We start from the raw sequence: 18,190 nt of genomic DNA, 5'->3' as shown, positions 1-18,190 counted from the left end.
ACCGGCGGTGAAGCGAGCGTGCGTCCCCCGGCCGCGGCTTTTCCTCGCCGCCGTCATCCAGCGCTCTAGGCGGAGGTGGCTGAGGTGAAAGCCGTCGTTTATGAGAAGCCGTTCAGCGTGACGGTCAAGGAGGTCGACGATCCGCGGATCCAGCATCCCAACGATGTGCTGGTACGGGTCACATCGACCGCGATCTGCGGGTCCGACCTGCACATGTACGAGGGCCGTACGGCGGCCGAGGCGGGCATTGTCTTCGGGCACGAGAACCTCGGTGTGATCGAGGAGGCCGGTCCCGGTGTGACCTCCCTGTCCAAGGGAGACCGCGTGGTGATGCCGTTCAATGTCGCCTGCGGATTCTGCAAGAACTGCCTCGCCGAGAAGACCGGCTTCTGTCTGACGGTCAATCCGGGATTCGCCGGCGGAGCCTACGGCTATGTGGCCATGGGCCCGTACAAGGGCGGTCAGGCGGAACTGCTGCGGGTGCCGTTCGCCGACTTCAACTGTCTGAAGCTGCCGCCGGGCAACGAGTTCGAGACCGACTTCGTCCTGCTCGCCGACATCTTCCCGACCGGCTACCACGGCTGCGAACTCGCCCAGGTGTCCCCCGGTGAGAGCGTGGCCGTCTTCGGTGCCGGACCCGTGGGGCTGATGGCCGCCTACTCCGCGCTGCTGCGCGGTGCGGCGAAGGTGTTCTCGGTGGACCGGGTGCCCGAACGGCTGGCCAAGGCCGAGGAGATCGGGGCGATCCCCATCGACTTCACCAAGGGCGACCCGGCCGAGCAGATCAAGGAGCAGACGGGCGGGGAAGGCACCGACAAGGGCGTGGACGCCGTCGGCTATCAGGCCCAGGCCCACGACGCCAGCCACGAGGAACCGGCCGTCGTCCTCAACACCCTGGTGGAGACGGTCCGGCCGACCGGCATGCTCGGCGTACCGGGGCTGTACGTGCCCTCCGACCCCGGCGGCCCGGACGAGCACGCCAGGCACGGCCAACTGCTGGTCTCCATCGGCCGGATGTTCGAGAAGGGCCAGCAGATGGGCACCGGCCAGTGCAACGTGAAGCGGTACAACCGCCAGCTGCGCGACCTGATCATCGCCGGTCGGGCCAAGCCCAGCTTCGTGGTCTCCCATGAGCTGCCGCTGGAGGAGGCACCGAAGGCCTACGAGAAGTTCGACAAGCGGATCGAGGGCTACACCAAGGTGGTCCTGCATCCGGGGCACGCCCTCGCCGCGTGAGGCAGGGCCCCTGGGGCAGGAAAAGGCCCGACCGCTGGCGACGGGGGATGCACCAGCGATCGGGCTGTGGCCAAGGGTAACAAGACTGAGCGCCTTGTGGGGCCAAGACGGACGAGTTCAGGTCAGGTTGGCCGATCAGCGACCGCACGGGGGGTCGTAGGACAGGCGGGGCAGGTACTCGTGCCACTTCTGCGCGGTCAGCACGCCCCGCGTGACCGAGCAGATGTGGCCGATCGCCGCGTCGGCGTCCAGGCTCCACACGCGGACCGTGTCGGCCCCGCTGGAAACCCCGAGGACGCGGCTGCTGGGGCTGAAGGACAGGAAGTTGCCCGTCTGGCCGTTGAGGCTCATCGACTGGCCGATGGGCGTCGCCGAGCCGGGGTCGCCGACGTCCCACAGCCGGACGGTGTTGTCGTCCCCGCCGCTGGCCAGAGTGCGCCCGCCCGCGCTGAACGTCAGCGACGTGACCGCCTCGGTGTGGCCGGTGAGCGGCCCGCCGAGCGCCGTCGCCGAGGCGGGGTCGGTGACATTCCACAGCCGGACCGTGTCGTCGTCGCTGCCACTGGCCAGGGTGTGGCGGTCCGGTGTGAACGCGAGCGCGTTGACCGGCCCGGAGTGCTCGGTGAGCGGCGCGCCGAGCAGGGCCGGGTGAGCGGGGTCCGTGACGTTCCACAGGCGGATCGTGCTGTCCGCGCTGCCGCTGGCCAGGGTGTGCCCGTCCGGGCTGAAGACGAGGGCGTTGATGTACCCCCGGTGGCCGGTGACCGGCCTGCCGAGCGGTACGGCGTGCGCGGGGTCGGCGACGTTCCACAGCTGGAAGGAGTGGTCGTCGTAGGCCGTGGCCAGGGTGTGGCCGTCCGGGCTGTACGCCAGCGCGTTGGGGCCCATGAAGCGGGTCTGCAGGGTGAGCGGCGGTCCGGCGAGCGCCGGGTGGGCGGGGTCGGTGATGTTCCACAGCTGCACCGTCCGCCGGCCCGTGAGGACGGCGAGGGTGCGGCCGTCGGGGGAGAACACCACACGCTGGCCGTCGCCGCCGCGCATGAAGGGTTCACCCAGCAGCACCGGCCGGCCGGGGTGTGCCACGTTCCACAGCCGGATCTGGCTGTCGTGCGCCACCGTCGCCAGCACCCGCCCGTCGGGGCGGAACGCCGCGCTGCGGCCGATCATGTCCGAGGTCGGTATCGACCACAGGCGCACCTTGCTGTCGCCGCTGCCGGTGGCCAGGGTCCGCCCGTCGGGGCTGAACCCGAGGGCGTACATCTCGCCGCTGCTGCCCGCGAGCGGCTCGCCGACCTGCGAGGGGGACGTCGGATCGCTCACGTTCCACAGGCTCGCCGTGCTGTCCGCGCTCGCGGCGGCCAGCCTGCTGCCGTCCGGGCTGAAGGCCACCGACCAGATCGGTCCGGTGTGCCCGGTCATCGGTGAGCCCAGCGAGGACGGGTGGGCGGGGTCGGTGACGTTCCACAGCCGGATCGTGTCGTCCGCGCTGCCGCTGGCCACGGTGTGTCCGTCGGGGCTGAACGCCACCGAGTGGACGATGTCCGTATGGCCGGTCAGCGCCGTGCGGTACGGCTTCGGGTGGCGCGGGTCGGCCGTGTTCCACAGCCGGATCGTGTCGTCGTCACCGCCCGCCGCGAGGGTGTGACCGTCGGGGCTGAACGCGACGCTGCGCACCGCGGCGGTGTGGCCGCGCAGGGCGCCGGCCTGGCTCGCCCGGTGCGGGTCCGTCACGTTCCACAGCCGTACCGTGCGGTCCTCGCCGGCCGAGGCCAGCGTGCGCCCGTCCGGGCTGAAGGCGACCAGGTAGATGGTGCCCCGGTGCCCGGTGAGCGGTGTGCCGAGCGACTTGGGGTGGGCGGGATCGGTCACGTCCCACAGCCGGATCGTCCCGTCGTCGCCGGCGCTGGCCAGGGTGCGTCCGTCGGGGCTGAAGACGGCGCTGCTCACCCAGCTGGTGTGGCCGGTCAGCGGCTTGCCGAGCGGCTTGGGACGGCTCCGGTCGGCCACGTTCCACAGTCGGACGGTCCGGTCGTAGCTGGCCGTGGCCAGCGTCCTGCCGTCGGGGCTGAAGGAGGTGAGGTAGACGGCACCGGTGTGCCCGGACAGGGGGGTGGCCAGCGGCGCGCTCACGATCGAGATCAGCCTGCTGTACGTCCCCTCGTCGTCCGGGCGCAGCCGATGGGCGACCAGGTCCAGCTGGGCGGCCAGGGACGGGTCCGTGCGCTGGACCCGGTCGGCCTCGGCGAGCACCTGCCCGAACACGGCGTCGTCCCGCTGCTGCCAGGCGATCACCGCCGAGCCGCCCGCGACCAGGGCCAGCACCACCAGTGCGGCCACCGCGGCCCGGCTGATCCACACCGTGCGCTTGCGCAGCCGTACCGAGGCGGCCAGGAACTCCACCGCGCTGCGGGTCAGCAGGGTGTCCCCGGCCGACCGCGCCCAGCTGCGCGCCTGCTCCAGCCGGGAGCCCCGGTAGAGCAGCGAGCTGTCCCGCTCCGAGTCCTCCCAGGCCCGGCCGTCCTCCTCCAGCCGCTGGCGCAGCAGCTGCTCGCCCCGGTCGTCGTCGATCCAGTGCCGCAGCCGGGGCCAGGCGTGCAGCAGCGCCTCGTGGGTGATCTCCACGGTGTCCGCGTCCAGCGTCACCAGCCGGGCCCGTACGAGGGCCTCGAGGGACTCCTCGGTCTTGCCCGGGTCCGCCGATTCCTCCGCCAGCTGCCGCCGGGTGCCGCGCCGCCGGGTGGCCTGGGTGTCCTCGCCCAGCCGGACGAGGCGCAGCAGAAGCAGCCGGGCCGCCGTACGGGCCGCGGGGTCGAGCCCCGACCAGGCGCGCTCGGCGGTCGCCGCGACGGCCCCCTGGATCCCGCCGGCCGCGCGGTAGCCGGCCAGCGTCAGCCGGCCGGCCTTGCGGCGCTGCCAGGTGGCGAGCAGGGCGTGTGAGAGCAGCGGGAGCACGCCCGCGTCGTGGGCCCCGCGCGGGCCGTCGGCGCTCACCTCGCGGACGATCAGCTCGGCGAGCCCCGCCTCCAGCTCCAGACCCACCGCCTTGGCCGGACCGGTCACCGCCTCGCGCAGCTCGGTGCTGGTCAGCGGGCCGAGCACCATGTGCCGGTGCTGGAGCGCGTCGGCCAGTTCGGGGTAGCCGAGGCACTGCTCGTAGAAGTCGGCGCGGATGCCGAGGACGACGAGCACCGGGGCGGGCCCGTCCGAGTCGCCGGGCGGGGTGCAGGCGGCGTGCAGCAGCTGGATGAACGTACGCCGGTCGGCCTCGTCGAGGCAGAGGGTGAACGCCTCCTCGAACTGGTCCACGATGACGACGGGCCGGCTCGCGGCGGGCGCCTCGCGCCCGGCCCATTTCGCGACGGCCTCGTGGGCGGCCCAGGCCACGTGGGGCGAGTCGGAGCCGGGAACGGCCGGATTCTCCGTCGCCTCCTGCTCGGCCCGGCGCGCCTCGGCGGCGACGGCGGTGAGATCGGGGATATGGCGGACCAGTTCGCCCAGGGGGTCGGCACCGGGGACGAGGTGCAGGACGCAGTCGACCGGATCGTTGCCGTTGCCCTTGCCGATGGCGGCGTCGGCCGGTGTGCCGCGTCCGTCGCGCAGGGCGCCGCCGCGCAGGGCTGGGACCAGGCCGGCGTTCAGCAGGGAGGACTTACCGGCGCCCGAGGCGCCCACCAGCATCACCAGACCGCCGGTCCGCTCGGCGTCGCGCAGCTGGGCGACGAGGGCGCTCGTGCTCCGCTCCCGGCCGAAGAACCACCGGGCGTCCTCCTGCCGGTACGGGGCCAGCCCACGGTAGGGGCACACGCCTCCGGCGACGGGCGGGGCCTGAGTGGCAGGCTGCTGGTTCTCCTCGGCGGGCGGCGCGGGCCGGTCGCCGACCGGGTCGGCCAGCGCGCGCTCCCACAGCCGCTGCCAGTGCGCGAGGTCGTACAGACCCGTGGACACCGGTGCGGGCCGCAGCCGTCGTGCCTCCGGGATCAGGATGTGCAGCACCGCCGCGAGGGCCGTGAACTGGGCCGGCACGTTCTTGGCCCGGCGCCAGTCGCTGATCCGCTGCGCCGACACCCGCACGGGCCGCCCGCGCTCGTCGACCCGCTGCAGCCGTACGACCGCCTCGGCGACGCTCTTGAGGGGAGGGTTTCCAGCCTCCTTGTACAGCAGCGCGAGGCGTTCGGCGAAGGCTGTGCGTGTCCCTGAGTCGGAACTCAAGGTCCCACCCCTTTACTTTCCCCCGCATCTGGACGTCCGGACCGGAAAACCCACCTTATACGGCTGACCTGCGGCGAAGCACGGGACCGGAGGCCGTGGTCTCCTCGCTGGCGGGCAACAGATGGCAGGATCCGGACCCGGTAGCGGATCCGTCACACACCGTCCGAACAGGCCACGGCCCTGCGCTCGGAAAGAGACCCCATGGCACCGAGTGATCTCGGCCAACTTCCACCGACCACTGAGTGAGCTCGCGAGCCCTTCGGGCCGGCTCCCTGTCTTCGACCCGCGTCGAGCCGACGCGGCGCGGGTCGATATCCCGCACCGTTCGGCACCGGTCCCCACGAGGGGAGGGACCGGTGCCGGGCGGGTGGGGGTGGCTCTTCGCGCGGGCGCGGAGTCCTCGGTACAGGCCGGGTGACGTTTCACGTGAAACATCACCCGGTGTCGCATGTTGGTCCGGCCTGCGTGCTATGCCTGATCCAGCCGTCGTGTCCGCTTCCTCGGCCGGTCTTCGTGTCCACGCCCTCAGTCGGCCGCCCTGTGCGCTTCGAGCCACCCGGCGGCACGGGCCATGGCCACGGCGTGCCGCTCGGCCTCCCCGGCGGAGGCGTTCAGGGCAGCGTCCTGCCCCCGCGCACTGCCACCGGCCGCGGCCGCAGCGGCCTGGGACGCCGCCAGGGCCGCGCGCAGGGCGTCGGCGCACGCCGTGACCGAGGTGGCGGCGGGACCCGTGGCCGAGCCCGTGGTGCCTGCGTCCCGGGCCGCGGCCACCTGGGCGGCGAGTGCCGCGGTGGCGGCGGCGTTGCGGGCGCAGCGGGCGTCCGCCGCGGGGTCCGGGTCCCTCGCGGTCAGCGCGGCGAGTGACTCGGCCGACAGGCGCAGCGCGTTGGCGGCCCGGCCCGCGGGGTCCTTCGGGACGGCCACCGCCGCGTCCCGGCCGACACCGGCGTACCGGCATGCGGCGACCGCACGGTCGTAGGCGCTGTGCGCGCGGGCCCCGTGGAGCCTGCGCAGCGCCTCGGCCTCCGCGGCCGTCTTGGCTGCTGTCTCTTCCCGTCCGCTCATCCTCGGCCTCCCTTGTCCGGGACGACACTCTCAGGGGTGCGGGCAGGGTGCCACGCCGCTCGCGAAGAGGCCAGAAGTGCGGGTCCTGTCAGGGTGCCCGCACTGGTTAACTGACGGTTCGTCAGATACGGTTCCTTCGCCGGCTGTTCCCGAAGGGGTGAGTGTCATGCAGAAACGGCCCCCGTGCCCGCGACCGCCCGGTGCCCCGCGCTGGGTCGCGATGTTCCACCAGCCCTCGCTGGACTCCTGGACGGTGGGCGCCGAGTCCCCCGACCGGGCTCCCGTGCTGTACGCCGTGGGGGACATGACCCAGACCCTGCGGGCGCGCGGCGAGGAGGCGACGGTCGCCCTGTGGGGGCCCAGGGGCGGCGCCTGGCACCTCTTCGACGCCCCGGCCGCAAAGGAGCCCGCACCCGCCCCGGCCGCCGCCACCGGCGGGCCCGCGCCCGGCCCCGGTGAACCGGCCAAGCTCGCGGAACGCATGACGGGCCGCCGGCACCAGGTCCTCCTGGCCGGTCTGGGCAAGGCGGGCCTGTACGACCTGAGCGCCGAGGACGGCGAGGCGGTGCGGACGATGGCCGAACGGCTCGACGAGCCCACGGTCCGCCGGGTGGCCCACTGGCTGTCCGTCGCGGGCGGGGAGCGGTAGCGCCGGGCGGGGTCCGGTTCGGCGCGCCGTCCGCCGGGCAGTGACGTCCTGGAAGCCACCGCCCCGGACTGGAGGACGCATGAAGGTATCCGTCGACCGCTCCCTGTGCTACGGCTCCGCCGAGTGCGCGTACCGGGCGCCGGACGTGTTCGCGTTCGAGGACGGATACGGCGTCGTACGGCCCGGCCGGGAGGAGTCCGCCGACGATCCGCGGGTCCGGGAGGCGGCCGAGTCGTGCCCCTCCCAGGCGATCGCGCTCACGCGGTGACTCACACGGTGCGTGCACCGGCCGGATAGGACCACCGGAAGTCGGCCAGCGCGCGGGCCCGGGCCTCGGCGACGGCCATCCGGGCCGCGCGCTCGACGGGGTCGACGTGCGACGCCTGGGCCGTGACCTGGCCCTCCCACCTGCGGTACAGCAGGCCGGCCGGCGCGGAGAACCAGCCGCGGCTCACCGCGTCCAGCGCCAGCAGCAGGCCCGTGTCCTCGGAGGCCGGCAGGGCCATCCAGCCGCCGAGTGCGGTGAGCAGCTCCCGCCGGACGCACAGGGTCGCCGGATGCACGAGGGCGTGGCAGTCGTTGCGCTTCCAGTGGCCGAGGACGGTGCCGCGTTCGAGCGGACCCTCGTCCGGGTCGCCGGGCAAGCCGGCCGTGGAACCGTCGGGCAGCAGGTCGAGGGCGCGGGAGGTCGTCCAGCCGACGGTGGGATGCGCCTCCAGCACGGCCAGGTCGCGGGCCAGCACGCCCGGCGTGAGCCGGTCGTCGGCGTCCAGGACCTTCACGTACGCGCCCTGGGCGCGCGCCAGCGCGATCGTACGGGTGACTCCGGGCCCGCCCGGCCGGCCCTGGCCGAAGCTCACGCGCGGGTCGTGCCGCGGGACGTACGGGCGGACCTCGTCCGCGGTGCCGTCCTGCTGGATCACCCACTCCCACTCCCAGCCGCCGGGCAGCCGCTGCTCGCACAGGGACGCGTAGGCGTCCGGCAGAAACCGCGCGGACGGACCGTGGACAGCGGTGACAACGGTGACGCGCCGGGGCACGGCAGCACTCACCACCTTTCCGTCGGGCGTGGTCGCCGGTAACAGCGCGAGACCCCCGGCCGAACCCGGCCGGGGGTCTTTTCGTGTCGACTGGTGCGTACGCAAGTCGCCGTGTGTCGAGACGCTGCGGTACCGCGTGGGGCGTACGGTCAGCAGTCGAGCGTGCCCGCCGAGGGTTCTTGTGGTGTGGTCGCGGTCTCCGACTGGTTGTCGGCGAGGGGCAGGTGCCGGCAGCTGGGGGTCTTTCCGTGAGCCTCGGCCCGGATGCGCTGCTTCATCGTGGGGGGCAGGGCACTGGCATGGGACCTGGACCAGTGACGTGGCGCCGGGATCGTCGGGCTCGTCGGGATGGTCTTGTGTGCGGTGCCGGTGCGGGGGCCCTCGTTCTTGGATGCGGCCGCCGCGGTCGTGGCGGTCGCGGCGGTGACGAGTCCGAGCGCCGTGCACAGCGCGAGGAAGGCGGTGACGATCGCGGTCCACAGTTTCATGACCTTGTGCTGGGCCATGGTCCCTCTCTTTCGGGTTGGGCGATTTGCGTACTTTCCTCATGATGTGTATGTGCGCCGCGAAGTGGTGGACCGACGCCCGTGGCGCGTCGATGTTCCGATGAACACCACCCGGATGGCCGCAAGAGGGCGGGAAAACCCCAAAACCCGGTGAGAGTGAGCGAAGAGGGAGCAAAGTAACCGTCCGTGCGGGTGTGATCACCCTCCGATCGGAACGGCGCAGGACCTGGCCTATTGCGCTGCCGGAGGCGGGAGTTGGGGCACGCCGCAGGTCACCGATCGATATCGGTCGGTGTGTATAGTCGGGCGCCAGAGGTCCCCTACGTCAAGGAAAGACGAGGTCGCGCGGTGAAGAAGCTGCTCCTGGTCGCACTGGCCGCCATCGGCGGGCTCCTCGTGTACCGCCAGATCCAGGCGGATCGCGCCGAGCAGGATCTGTGGACGGAGGCGACTGACTCCGTGCCCACGGGCTCCTGAGTGCCGATACCAGAATCCGAACAGACCCCGACCGCCCTTTCGCGGTCGGGGTTTTGTATTGCCCCGGCGTCCGTTCGCCGCGTTGCGGGCGCCCGCCGGGCGCTGTACACGTTCGCGAGGGGGACAGCCCGGCACGCGGGCGCGCGCCGGGAGGTGCCGGGCGTTTCGGACGGCCGTGCGCGTTGCCCGGATGGCGCAAGGGCGCTCGGGGCAGGATGGGCCCGGTCCGGTACGGCTGCGGAGCGATGACACGGGGAGGTCGGCACGTGCGGGGGCGAGGGCCAGGGCGACGTACGGCGTGGTGGTGGTTGCGGCGGTGCGGCCGCCGGGCGGTCTTCGGCGTCGGCGCCGTGCGGACGGCCCTGTTGCCGGGGCTGTGCGCACTGCTGGTGCTGGTGACGGGCGCCGCGCCCGCGTCGGCGACCCCGGCCGGGGACGCGCAGGCGGCGCCGTACGCCTTCGCGCCCGGGGCCCGTACCGTCGCAGGCGCGACGGGGACGGCGACCGCCGCACGGCTCGAGCCCGGCGCCACCTACCGCAGCTCCCTGCCGAGGAATGGCAAGCTCTACTACCGGCTCGACCTCACGGCCGCCGACACGGCGTACGTCCCGGTCACCGCCGTACCCCCGGCGAACGCCACCGTCTCCGCCACCGACGGCATCAGGGTCTCGCTCCAGGACGCGCACGGCACACCCTGCTCCTACTCCTCCGCCTTCTCCGCCCGCTTCGGCGCCGGGCTCAGCCCGCGCCCGGTCACCGCGCTGGCGCAGCGGGAGGCCGGCAAGAGGCTGTGCCAGGGCCGGGGGACCTACTACCTGCTCGTCGAGCGCCTCGACACCGGAAACCCCGGTACGGCCCCTTCCGCGCGCTGGGACCTGGAGATCGCGCCCGCCACCGAGCCGCGCCCGGCGCGGGCCGGTGCCACCTCCGCGCCGCAGACCTGGAACTCCGCCACGCCCGAACCGCTCGGCGGTGAGCCCCGCGACCGCCTGGGCGGCACCGGTTTCGCCTCGGCCCGCCCGCTGGGCCAGGGCGTCTGGCGGACCGCGCTCGTGCCCGGCGAGACACGGTTCTACAAGGTGCCGGTCGACTGGGGCCGACAGCTGCACGCCTCCGCCGAACTGGCCGGTGCGCGGGGGCACGGCTATGTCGGCGGCGCCCTGAACCTCTCCCTCTACAACCCCGTCCGCGGCTACGTCGAGGACGCCGCCCTCGGCTACACCGGCGTGCAGAAACCCGCCGTACTCGACCCGCTCCCGCCGGTGGAGTACGCCAACCGCTACGCCATTCCCGCCGGGGCGACCGCCGTCCGCTTCGCCGGCGACTACTACCTGGTCCTGCATCTCAGCGAGCAGCTGGCCGGCACCTTCGGGCGGGGCCCGTTCGCCGTGACGCTGCGGGTCCGGGTGGCCGGGCAGGCGCACGCGGGGCCGGAGTACGCCGGGCAGCCCGTGCCCGCCGGCGTGTTCACCGTCACCGGGCAGGACCGGCAGGCGGCGGCCACCGCGAGCACCGGCGGCGGGGACGGCAGCGCGATGAAGCTGGTCGCGATCGCCGGGATCGGCCTGGGGACCGTCCTGCTGCTGGTGCTCGCCGGCTGGACGGTGACGGCCCGGCGGGCTCAGACGCGGGTCAACGCCCAGAAGCCCACCGCGTAGCAGGCCAGCGCCAGCAACAGCATCGGGACCGCGACCTTCGCCGGCGGGCCGGGCCGCCGGTTCCTGCCCGCCCGATGCCCTCTGCGCCCTTGCACGGGCGGGCCGGACAACGGCCGGCCCGGATGCGGAAGGTGCGTGTCATGAGCGGTGTACGAAGCGGTGGAGGCGTCGACCCGCGGGTCGTGGGCCCGGGGGGAGAAGTACGGCTGGTGGAGCGGGGGTTGAGCGGGGGTCGGGGGCTGCTGGGCGTACGGCTGGAGGTACGGCTGTGCGTACGGCGGGTACGGGGAGGCATCCACGGCCCGGGGCATCTGCTCGGCGCGGGGCCGACTGCGCTCGTCCGCGGGCGGCGGTGCCTGCTGGGGGTACGGCTCGGGGGTCGGGGGCTGCTGTGGCAGCGGGTCCTGGGACGGCGGCCCTTCGGGTGGCAGCTCCGGTGACGACGGCTCCGGGGGCGGCGGCAGACGGAAACTGCCGGTGTCCGAGAGGGAGCCGGTGCCCGGGTCGGCTCCGGCGTCCGGGGACGGAGTCGTGTCGGTGCCCCCGACCAGCTCCAGGGCCACCCCCGAGGCCCTCTTGAGGGGGCCGTCAGGGGCGAATCCGGGTGGAAGCGGCCCGAGTTGGTCGAATATCTCGATCAGCTCGTCGTCGGGTTCGGGCTCCGGCAGCAGCTCCGCCGCGGCGGCGAGAGCCTTGCGCGCGCCCGTGGCGGTACGGAAACGCGCGTCCGGGTCGGGCTGGAGCAGGGTGGCGACGACCTGCCACAAGGGCTCCGGGATGCCCTTGGGCGGGCTGGGCGTCCCATGGTCCGCGAAGTACTGCACGAGCGCCTTGACGTCGGGCTTGGCGCCCTCCAGGAGATACAGCGCGACCAGTCCCACGGCGAACAGGTCGGCGGGGAAGTCGGGTTCGGCGCCGAGCATCTGCTCCGGCGCGAGGTAACCGGGCGTGCCCACCACGAGGTTGGTCTCCGTCAGACGGGGTTCGCCGAGCCGCATGGCGATGCCGAAGTCGGACAGCCGCAGCCGCGGCCGGCCGGTGCCGGTCGCTTCGAGGAGGACGTTGGCGGGCTTGATGTCCCGGTGGATGACGCCCTCGGCATGGACGGCGGCCAGACCGGACAGAAGCTGGTCGAGCAGGGTGCACACGAAGGCCGGTGGCAGCGGGCCGTAGTCGCCGACGAGGTGGACGAGGGAGCCGCCGGCGACCAGGTCCATGGTGAACAGCACCTTGTCGTCGTCGGCGGCCCAGCTGGCCGGGGCGAGGACATGAGGGTGGTCGATCCGCAGGGCCTGCTCCCGTACGAAGCGCAGCAGGGAGTGGGCGTCGCGCTGCTGGAGCACCTTGGCGGCCACATAGCGCCGTCGGCGGTGATCCCAGGCCCGCCATACGGCGCCCACGCCCCCGCGTCCGATCGGGTCGGCCAGCTCGTACCGGCCGGCGAACGTCTCACCCATGGCAGCCCATCGCTCCTCCCCCTGGACCCGCGTCAGTCCCCCGACCCCTTACTTCCCCACTTCCCCTCGCTTCCCCCCCGACGCCCCCGTGATGAGTGATACGACCCCGCTCCACGATCAAGGACGGGCCCCGGCGCAGGCCGCCCCCCTCGGCGACCTCGGCCCCGGCCCGGTTCCCGGACCCCCTCCGGGAACCGGGCCGTGGGTCCTAGTTCTGGTGGGACTGGTAGTGCGCGACGGCGTCGGAGGTGCGGCCGGCGCCGTAGACACGGAGGAACTCCGCCAGCTCCGGATGGGTCGGCGCGAGGCTGTCCGCCGCGTCGATGATGTCACCCGCGGCGGCCACCGAGCGCAGCAGCGACTGGATCTCGCGGACCACCCGCTTGACCGTCGGCGCCCCCGAACCGCTCGTGGTCTGTGTGGTGTTGTTGAGCACGGAGCCCCCCTGCGACTTCTTGATCTCGTCCATCCGCTCGGTCGCCTCGGCGGCGCTCACACTGCCGTCCGCGGCCTGGGCCGCCAGCTCCTGCAGCAGCTGCACCCGCTGGACCACGGCGGGATTGCCGATCTTCGCGCGCTGGCCGCTCATCAGCTGCGAGAGCATCGGAGCGGACAGCCCCAGGACCGCCGCGAGACGGGCCTGATTGAGCCCGAGATCGTCTATGAGCTTACGGAAGAGCGCCCCCAACGGCTCCCCGTACCAGTTCCGCTGCAGCTCCCGCGCTCTCGCGGTGGCTTCCTGCTGTGCGGCGTCCATTGCGTCTCCCCATCGCTTCCCCTGAAAACCGCGGTTCGCTGTAGCGAACCACGTCGAGCATCTTACGGAGAGTGGTCATCCGCGGGGACCCCCAATCTTTTTGCGAGATACCGGGGGTGACCCGGTACTCTGGTCTGCGGCGCCCGCCGGAATCACGATTCCTCCGGCTGGCCGCTGCTTCCCGGGGCCTTAGCTCAGTTGGTAGAGCGCCGTCTTTGCATGGCGGATGTCAGGGGTTCGACTCCCCTAGGCTCCACCGCCAAAGACCCCTCTGACCTGCGAAAACGCGGTCGGAGGGGTCTTTTTGTTCCGCCCGCGGTGCGGGGCGCGGGCCCCTGCCCGACCCGACCCCCGCGCCCCGACCACCCGGCCGAGAGCCTGAGGGTCCGTGGCCGTGACCTGTTGCCGGCCGTGCACTGCGAGCAGGCAGGATTCGGGGGACGAGGGAACAGCCCGAGGAGGCAGCCGTGCCGGAGAACATGATGACGAAGGATGTCCGGGACTGGTTATCGGCGCGGGCATTGCCTCTGCGGAGGCTCGACGCGGGCGGTCCGGCCGACGATCTTCGGCCGTTGACCGAGGTCCTGAAGAACGTCCGGGTCGTGGGCCTGGGGGAAGCCACCCACGGTACCCGTGAGTTCTTTCTCCTCAAGCACCGGCTCATCGAGTTTCTCGTCCGTGACCTGGGCTTTCGTACTCTGGCCATGGAGGCGCCCGCGGCCGCCGCTCGCTCGGTCGATGCCTGCGTTCTGCACGGGCGCGGGGACGTCCGGTCCGCCGTCGCCCAGCTCGGCTTCTGGACGTGGAAGACCGAGGAAGTGCTCGCGCTGGTCGAGTGGATGCGGAGGTACAACGCCTCGGTGGCCGAGGACCGCCGGGTACGGTTCGTCGGGATCGACCCGCAGTGGCCTGCCGCCGCGGTCGGGCGACTCGACGCCTTCCTGCGGCGCACCGCCCCGGAACGGGCCGCCGCGCTCGGGAATGCCTTCGGCTTCCTCGCCACGGCCCGGCCGGGCAGCCCCCCGACTCCGCCGGGCAACTCGGCAGGGCCGTACAGGAACTGATGGAGTGGCTCACGGCTACCCGGGCCCAGCCGGCCGCCCGTACCGGCAACGGCGAAGCGGACCAGGCCATCGAGGACGCCCGTACGCTGCTCCGCGCCGCCGACCTGGCGAGCCGTCCGCTACGGTGCGCGGACATCAACGACAGTGCCCTCGCCGCGCGTGACCGGCACATGGCGGATGCCGTTGCCGAGGCCCTCGAGGCCGGGCCCGGCGGAGTTGCCTTGTGGGCGTACAACGGCCACATCCTCAAGGGGCGTTATGCGGGCGGCGTGCCGGCGCTCGGCAGTCACCTCGCGGAGCGATACGGGGACGCCTATTACGCCCTCGGTCTGCTCTTCGGCAAGGGCGCCTTCCGCGCCCGGCGCGGGAACGACGCCGCGCGGCCACCTGTCCGGCACCGGATCAGCGAGGGGGGACCCCGGTCCGTGGAGGGGCAGCTGGCTGCGGCCTGCCCGGCGGACCACCTGGTCGACCTGCGGCCCGGCAAGGAGATACCGGAGGTCAACCGCTGGCTCACCGCCCGCCACTACACCCGGAGCTTCGGCGCCGGGGTGCCCCGCTTCACCTACCGTTTCACGCTGACGCCCACCGTCCTGGCCGAGGAGTACGACGGTCTGGCCTATGTGGCGCGGTCCAGCTGCTCTCGCCCGCTCGACCTTCCGGCGCCGGATTCGCAAGGGTCTCCATGACGGACCGGACCACGGGGGCGAATCGTTCGCGGACGCGATCGCCTTCGGCCGGACCGCCGGCCCCGAGGTGCTGATCGCCCCCTACACCGGCGCGGACGCTCTCCCCGCCGACGTACGCGTTCGGCAACCGGAAGGCTCCGGTCATCTCCGACATGCCGCGTCAATGGCCTGGGCCAGGGCCTGCCGCGACAGGCGTGGTTTCACGTGAAACGGGCCGTGGGTGCGGCAAGTGCCAACTCGCCTGACCCACGGCCCGTTTGACAGCCGACGGTCGCGCTACCGAGCGGAGCCGGCTACTGCTGGTCGTCCTGGTCCGCGGCCTCGTCCTCGGCCTGCTTGGCCTGCACCTCGGGGTCCAGGACCGAGGTGCCGCTGCCGTCCACCGCGCTGAGCCGGCCGCCCGACTCGGGTACCTCCGTCGCGGCGGGCGGCTCGACCAGCCAGTCGGGGTTGGCCTGCTTGTCCCACCACTTCCAGGCGGCGAACGCGCCGCCGGCCACCATGCTGAGCAGCGCCAGCACCTTCACGGTCCGGCCGGCCCTGGCACGGCGCTTGTGCCTGCGGGCCAGCCGCTGGATCTCCTCCGCCGAGACCTGACCGCGCAGCGCGGCCAGGGCGGCGGCACCACGCGCGGCGGCCTCCTCACGGACCGGAGCCGTCGCCGCCACGGCCTGCTCGATCCTCGGACGCGAATACTCGGCAGCCTGCCGGGCTGCCTTGCGGGCACGGACGGCGGCCTCATGCGCCGCCAGGTCCATCTTCGGCGGCACATGCGCACGAGCCTGTTCCAGACGCGGGGCGAGCCGGGCGTCGTACTGCACACGGGCCTGCTCTGCGGCCTGCGACACCACGGGCGCCAGCCGTACGCGTGCCTCCTGCGCGTAGAGCGCGGCACGCTCCTTGGCCGTGTCGGCGTAGGGCGCCACCACTTCCGCGGCGTGCAGCACGCTGTCCTTCGCCGAGCCGGTCGCGGCGCGCACGCTGTCGATGCGGGTCACGGGTTCCTCCTCCTCGGTGGCGTACGGTATTTCGACTTTCCACCCTTTTACGGATCATGCCTGCAGACGGCCCGCGCGGCATGCGAGGGCGGGCATATGGGTGCCGATTGCTCCCTTCAGCTTGATTCCGGGCGAATCCAGGGCAACTCGATCCTGTCGTCGACACTGCCACGAATCCCTGCCGAGCGCTTCCTTCCGGGCGGAACTCATGGCCGCCGGGCGACGCAGGGGCCCGGCCGTGCGAGGATCGGGGAGTCACAGGAAGACAACGGAAGGCAGATCGTGGCCGAGCAGCTTTACGCCACCCTGAAGACCAACCACGGCGACATCGTGGTCCAGCTTTTCCCGAACCACGCGCCGGAAACGGTGAAGAACTTCGTCGAGCTGGCTCAGGGCGAGCGCGAGTGGACGCACCCCGGGACCGGTGAGAAGAGCAACACGCCGCTCTACAACGGCACCATCTTCCACCGTGTCATCAGCGGCTTCATGATCCAGGGCGGCGACCCGCTGGGCAGCGGCATCGGCGGCCCCGGCTACAAGTTCGGGGACGAGTTCCACCCGGACCTGTCCTTCAACAAGCCGTACCTGCTGGCCATGGCCAACGCCGGCCCGGGCACCAACGGCTCGCAGTTCTTCATCACCGTCGCCCCGACGACGTGGCTGAACCGCAAGCACACCATCTTCGGCGAGGTCACCGACCCGGCCAGCCAGAAGGTCGTCGACGCTATCGCCGGCGTGCCCACCGGCCGCAACGACCGCCCGGCCAAGGACGTCGTGATCAACGAGGTCGTCGTCGAGAAGCGCGAGGGCTGAGCCCGCCGGCTCGGCCGGAATATCCCGCAGGGAACCAAACGCCCCGCTCGTCCGTACCAAGGATGAGCGGGGCGGGGCATTGCCGGGGCAGTCCCACGACGAGCAAGGGGAACCGATGGAGCAGGCCGAAGGCAGCACGCAGGACGCCCACCGCGTGCCCGTGTGCTACCGGCACCCGGACCGCGAGACCGGTGTGCGCTGCACCCGCTGCGAGCGCCCCATCTGCCCCGAGTGCATGGTCAGCGCCTCGGTCGGCTTCCAGTGCCCCGAGTGCGTGCGCGGCGGCAGCGGCACGGGACACGCAGCGACGGCCTCCCAGCCACGCACGCTCGCGGGCGGCACGGTCACGGCCGACCCCCGGCTGCTCACCAAGGTGCTGATCGGCATCAACCTCGCCGTGTACCTGGTACAGCTCTCCCTGGGCAACAGCTTCACCGACAAGTTCGAGCTGATCGGCCGGGCCCAGTACTCCCTGTTCGGCCCGATCGAGGGCATCGCCGAGGGCCAGTACTACCGCATGCTGACCGCGATGTTCCTGCACGGCGGCTACGCCCACATCCTGTTCAACATGCTCAGCCTGTGGTGGATCGGCGGCCCCCTGGAAGCCGCCCTCGGCCGCGCCCGCTATCTCGCGCTGTACTTCGTCTCGGGCCTGGCCGGCAGCGCGCTCACCTATCTGCTGGCCGAACCCAACGCGCCCTCGCTCGGCGCCTCCGGAGCGATCTTCGGCCTCTTCGGCGCGACCGGCGTGCTGATGCGCCGGCTCAACTACGACCTGCGCCCGCTGGTCGCCATGCTGGTGATCAACCTGATCATCACTTTCTACCCGGGCTTCAACATCGCCTGGCAGGCCCACATCGGCGGCCTGGTCGCCGGCGTCGTCACCGGCTACGCCATGGTGCACGCGCCGCGCGAGAAGCGCGCACTCGTCCAGTACGGCACCTGTGCGGTCGTACTCGCCGTCGTGGTGGTACTCACGCTGGTCAGGACCGCTCAGCTCACCTGATACCGAACCGTTGTCCACAGCCTGTGGCGGATCTTGTGCATCGCGTGCGGGCACAGCTGTGCCCCCTGTCGCTCGGATGTGTTTTCGCAGGTCAGCCAGCGGGCGAACTGGTGTATGGGGGCCGGTAGGCCAGTCACACCGGCGTCAACGCCCGATGAGTTATCCACAGATCGTCTTTCTTTTCCCCATGTGGAAAACCGCTGTGGATAACTCAGTGGATAGCCCTGGGCAGAGCTACTTCCACTGCGTGGAGACGCCGAAGCCGGCGGCGATGAAGCCGAAGCCGACCACGATGTTCCAGTTGTCCAGCGCGTCGATGGGCAGTGAACCGTCGGTCACATAGAAGACGACGATCCAGGCCAGGCCGATGATGAACATGGCCAGCATGACGGGCGCGACCCAGGCGCTGCTGCCCAGCTTGATCGCCTGCGTCTGCTTGGCCGGCGGCGGCGTGTAGTCGGCCTTCTTGCGGATACGTGACTTCGGCACGAGGGTCTCTCCTGTCGATGCGCTGCGTGGCCGCGCAGGGAACTGGGTCGGAGCTCGGGGCAGCGTACAAGGGGCCA

Annotated in this window: 17 protein-coding genes and 1 tRNA gene; 10 read left to right on the top strand and 8 right to left on the bottom strand. The window is 72.2% G+C overall.

Annotated elements, in window-relative coordinates; all coding sequences use genetic code 11:
• The first annotated feature begins 84 nt into the window (after window positions 1-84).
• Complete coding sequence (locus tag BFF78_RS21180) at window positions 85-1,236, top strand: glutathione-independent formaldehyde dehydrogenase (RefSeq protein ID WP_069779823.1); 1,152 nt, start codon at window positions 85-87, stop codon at window positions 1,234-1,236.
• Between the two features lie 135 nt (window positions 1,237-1,371).
• Here BFF78_RS21180 and BFF78_RS21175 read toward each other — a convergent pair whose 3' ends face one another.
• Window positions 1,372-5,445, bottom strand: coding sequence for a WD40 repeat domain-containing protein (locus tag BFF78_RS21175; RefSeq protein ID WP_069779822.1), 4,074 nt, complete (start codon window positions 5,443-5,445; stop codon window positions 1,372-1,374).
• 525 nt (window positions 5,446-5,970) lie between these two features.
• Entirely contained in the window at window positions 5,971-6,510 is a 540-nt protein-coding gene (locus BFF78_RS21170) for a hypothetical protein (protein WP_069779821.1), read from the bottom strand.
• A 166-nt stretch (window positions 6,511-6,676) separates the two neighbouring features.
• Here BFF78_RS21170 and BFF78_RS21165 point away from each other — a divergent pair, with 166 nt between their 5' ends.
• Complete coding sequence (locus BFF78_RS21165) at window positions 6,677-7,159, top strand: hypothetical protein (RefSeq protein WP_069779820.1); 483 nt, start codon at window positions 6,677-6,679, stop codon at window positions 7,157-7,159.
• Window positions 7,160-7,238: 79 nt separating this feature from the next.
• Window positions 7,239-7,427: a ferredoxin gene (locus BFF78_RS21160; protein WP_069779819.1), complete on the top strand. Its 189-nt coding sequence runs from the start codon at window positions 7,239-7,241 to the stop codon at window positions 7,425-7,427.
• Between the two features lies 1 nt (window position 7,428).
• Here BFF78_RS21160 and BFF78_RS21155 read toward each other — a convergent pair whose 3' ends face one another.
• Both BFF78_RS21155 and BFF78_RS21150 read right to left on the bottom strand, forming a co-directional pair.
• The gene (locus tag BFF78_RS21155) at window positions 7,429-8,211 is read right to left on the bottom strand and encodes a glycosyltransferase (RefSeq protein ID WP_227025896.1); all 783 of its coding nucleotides are present in this window, start codon (window positions 8,209-8,211) and stop codon (window positions 7,429-7,431) included.
• Between the two features lie 137 nt (window positions 8,212-8,348).
• Window positions 8,349-8,705, bottom strand: a complete 357-nt coding sequence (locus BFF78_RS21150; RefSeq protein WP_069779817.1) for a DUF6344 domain-containing protein — start codon at window positions 8,703-8,705, stop codon at window positions 8,349-8,351.
• A gap of 348 nt (window positions 8,706-9,053) precedes the next feature.
• On the opposite strand from BFF78_RS21150, the gene BFF78_RS48320 reads away from it, so the two are divergent.
• Together BFF78_RS48320 and BFF78_RS21145 are read left to right on the top strand one after the other, a co-directional pair.
• Window positions 9,054-9,182: a DLW-39 family protein gene (locus BFF78_RS48320; protein ID WP_003999697.1), complete on the top strand. Its 129-nt coding sequence runs from the start codon at window positions 9,054-9,056 to the stop codon at window positions 9,180-9,182.
• Window positions 9,183-9,532: 350 nt separating this feature from the next.
• Window positions 9,533-10,840 (top strand): hypothetical protein, encoded by a 1,308-nt coding sequence (locus BFF78_RS21145; protein WP_227025895.1) that lies wholly within the window; start codon window positions 9,533-9,535, stop codon window positions 10,838-10,840.
• On the opposite strand, the gene BFF78_RS21140 is transcribed toward BFF78_RS21145, so the two are convergent.
• Complete coding sequence (locus tag BFF78_RS21140; protein ID WP_069779815.1) at window positions 10,804-12,297, bottom strand: serine/threonine-protein kinase; 1,494 nt, start codon at window positions 12,295-12,297, stop codon at window positions 10,804-10,806. The genes BFF78_RS21145 and BFF78_RS21140 overlap by 37 nt on opposite strands.
• Before the next feature lie 208 nt (window positions 12,298-12,505).
• Window positions 12,506-13,054 (bottom strand): helix-turn-helix domain-containing protein, encoded by a 549-nt coding sequence (locus BFF78_RS21135; protein ID WP_069779814.1) that lies wholly within the window; start codon window positions 13,052-13,054, stop codon window positions 12,506-12,508.
• A 183-nt stretch (window positions 13,055-13,237) separates the two neighbouring features.
• On the opposite strand from BFF78_RS21135, the gene BFF78_RS21130 reads away from it, so the two are divergent.
• From BFF78_RS21130 to BFF78_RS21125, 3 genes are all read left to right on the top strand, one after another.
• Window positions 13,238-13,310: transfer RNA gene (locus BFF78_RS21130), tRNA-Ala, on the top strand.
• A gap of 211 nt (window positions 13,311-13,521) precedes the next feature.
• Window positions 13,522-14,118 (top strand): erythromycin esterase family protein, encoded by a 597-nt coding sequence (locus tag BFF78_RS49230; protein WP_250637886.1) that lies wholly within the window; start codon window positions 13,522-13,524, stop codon window positions 14,116-14,118.
• On the top strand, window positions 14,118-14,807 hold the full coding sequence (locus tag BFF78_RS21125; protein WP_250637885.1) for an erythromycin esterase family protein: 690 nt from the start codon (window positions 14,118-14,120) through the stop codon (window positions 14,805-14,807). Before BFF78_RS49230 ends, BFF78_RS21125 begins: the two co-directional genes overlap by 1 nt.
• Before the next feature lie 293 nt (window positions 14,808-15,100).
• On the opposite strand, the gene BFF78_RS21120 is transcribed toward BFF78_RS21125, so the two are convergent.
• Complete coding sequence (locus BFF78_RS21120) at window positions 15,101-15,805, bottom strand: DUF5324 family protein (RefSeq protein WP_069779813.1); 705 nt, start codon at window positions 15,803-15,805, stop codon at window positions 15,101-15,103.
• Window positions 15,806-16,087: 282 nt separating this feature from the next.
• Between BFF78_RS21120 and BFF78_RS21115 the strand changes: the two genes are divergently transcribed.
• Together BFF78_RS21115 and BFF78_RS21110 are read left to right on the top strand one after the other, a co-directional pair.
• Window positions 16,088-16,618: a peptidylprolyl isomerase gene (locus BFF78_RS21115; protein WP_069779812.1), complete on the top strand. Its 531-nt coding sequence runs from the start codon at window positions 16,088-16,090 to the stop codon at window positions 16,616-16,618.
• Between the two features lie 115 nt (window positions 16,619-16,733).
• Window positions 16,734-17,624, top strand: a complete 891-nt coding sequence (locus BFF78_RS21110; protein WP_069779811.1) for a rhomboid family intramembrane serine protease — start codon at window positions 16,734-16,736, stop codon at window positions 17,622-17,624.
• A 234-nt stretch (window positions 17,625-17,858) separates the two neighbouring features.
• On the opposite strand, the gene crgA is transcribed toward BFF78_RS21110, so the two are convergent.
• The gene (gene crgA, locus BFF78_RS21105) at window positions 17,859-18,113 is read right to left on the bottom strand and encodes a cell division protein CrgA (protein ID WP_069779810.1); all 255 of its coding nucleotides are present in this window, start codon (window positions 18,111-18,113) and stop codon (window positions 17,859-17,861) included.
• Window positions 18,114-18,190 lie beyond the last annotated feature (77 nt).

It is taken from the genome of Streptomyces fodineus (genome assembly GCF_001735805.1).
In the GTDB taxonomy this organism is placed as follows: Bacteria; Actinomycetota; Actinomycetes; order Streptomycetales; family Streptomycetaceae; genus Streptomyces; species Streptomyces fodineus.
The sequence above is the reverse complement of the archived record's forward strand: the minus strand, read 5'-3'. Positions and strand labels throughout refer to the sequence as shown.